This window comes from Plantactinospora alkalitolerans, assembly GCF_015690345.1.
Lineage (GTDB): Bacteria > Actinomycetota > Actinomycetes > Mycobacteriales > Micromonosporaceae > Plantactinospora > Plantactinospora alkalitolerans.
Genome location: NZ_JADPUN010000417.1, coordinates 1 through 2,047, shown reverse-complemented (window position 1 = coordinate 2,047; position 2,047 = coordinate 1). Strand labels below are relative to the sequence as shown.

At 72.3% G+C, this 2,047-nt stretch carries 2 protein-coding genes; both read left to right on the top strand.

Going from position 1 to position 2,047, the window contains the following annotated elements:
* The coding region (locus tag I0C86_RS40380; protein ID WP_456319984.1) for an FAD binding domain-containing protein at nucleotides 1-1,004 on the top strand (1,004 nt) is incomplete at its 5' end.
* A gap of 159 nt (nucleotides 1,005-1,163) precedes the next feature.
* Entirely contained in the window at nucleotides 1,164-2,003 is an 840-nt protein-coding gene (locus I0C86_RS40375) for an aldo/keto reductase (RefSeq protein WP_196206596.1), read from the top strand.
* Nucleotides 2,004-2,047: the final 44 nt, after the last annotated feature.

Below are 2,047 nucleotides of genomic sequence, written 5' to 3'. Positions count from 1 at the left end.
GAACTGGCCCGCCGATGAGGCCGTTCCGGTACGCCCGCGCCGACGACGTTCCCGGGGCCGTCGCGATGCTCGCCAAGGCTCCGGGGGGCGCCTTCCTCGGTGGCGGCACCAACCTGGTCGACCTGATGAAGCTCGACGTCGCCACCCCGGACCTGCTGGTCGACGTCCGGCGGCTGACCTCCGACCGGGTCGAGGAACTGCCCGACGGCGGGATCCGGATCGGCGCGGCCACCCCGAACAGCGATCTCGCGGCGGATCCCCTGGTCCGGCGCCGATATCCGGTGCTGTCCCAGGCGCTGCTCTCCGGCGCCTCCGGCCAGCTACGCAACCTCGCGACGGCCGGCGGAAACCTACTGCAACGCACCCGGTGCGTGTACTTCCAGAACGTCACCACGCCGTGCAACAAGCGGGAACCCGGCACCGGCTGCTCGGCGATCGACGGGCACCACCGGGAACTCGCCATCCTGGGCACGTCGCCGGAGTGCGTCGCGACCCATCCGTCGGACTTCGCCGTGGCGCTGACCGCGCTGGACGCCGTGGTGCACACAGTGGGGCCGGACGGCGGTCGGAGCATCCCGATGGGCGAGTTGCACCGGCTGCCGGGCATCGAGCCGCAGCGGGACACCGTCCTCCGGCACGGGGAGCTGATCACCGCCATCGAGGTGCCGCCGCTGCCGTTCGCCACTTGCTCGTACTACCGGAAGGTACGCGACCGCGCCTCGTACGCGTTCGCGCTGGTCTCGGTGGCGGCGGCGATCGACGTGGCGGACGGTGTGGTCCGGGACGTCCGGATCGCGCTCGGCGGAGTGGCACACAAACCGTGGCGGGCGACCCGGGCCGAGGAACTGTTGCGCGGCGGGCCGGTCCGGTCCGACCGGTTCCGGGCGGCGGCCGAGGCGGAACTCGCCGAGGCCCGGCCGTTGCCGGGGAACGCCTTCAAGGTGCCGCTGGCCCGCAACACCCTGGCCCGTACGCTGCTGGACCTGGCCGAACCGCAGGCATGACCACGCTCGCTGCCGGCCGGACCGACTCCTGCGCCGAGCCGGGCCGTTCGGGCCGCACGGAAGCGTCCGGATAGGGTTTGACCTCGGTGAACCCGGCGCGCCACCGAGCCGCCCGGCGATCCGACGTCAGGCCGTCCCGGACCCCAGGAGATCAGCCGAATGAGTGAGCAGCCGACCGTACCGACCCAACCGCTGGCCAACGGAGCCCAGATCCCGCGACTGGGTCTCGGCACCTGGCCGATGTCGGACGCCGAAGCCGAGCGGGCCGTCGCCGAGGCGGTCACCATCGGTTACCGGCTCGTCGACACCGCCTACAAGTACGGCAACGAGAAGGGGGTCGGCCGAGGACTGCGCGCCTCCGGGGTCGCCCGGGAGGACCTCTTCGTCACCAGCAAGCTGAACGGCGAGTGGCACGGTCGCGAGGCGGTGCGGGAGGCGTTCCAGGACAGCATCGGGCGGCTCGGTCTGGACTATCTCGACCTCTACCTCATCCACTGGCCGATGCCATGGCAGGACCGGTACGTCGACGCCTTCCTCGGCCTCACCGACCTGCTGCGGGAGGGACGGGTCCGGGCCATCGGGCTGTCCAACTTCAAGCCGGCGCACATCGACCGGGTCCTCGCCGCGACCGACGTGACGCCGGACGTCAACCAGATCCAGCTCGACCCGACGCTGACCCGGGAGGCGGCCCGCGCGTACCACCAGGCGCACGGCATCGTGACCCAGTCCTGGGGACCGATCGGTCACGGCGGTGAACTGCTCGCCCATCCGGCGGTCACGGAGATCGCGGACCGGCACGGCCGGACCCCGGCGCAGATCGTCCTCCGCTGGCACCTCGAACTGGGGCTCATCCCGATCCCGAAGACCTCCTCGCCGGAGCGGATGAAGAGCAACATCGACGTCTTCGACTTCGCCCTCGCCCCGGCGGAGGTCGCCGCCCTTTCCGCGCTCGACCGGGGTGAGGACGCCGCCACCGACTCCGACACGACCGGGCACTGACCCGCTGACGGGCCCGCGCCGGGCCGGCCGCCGCTGCCGGGGGC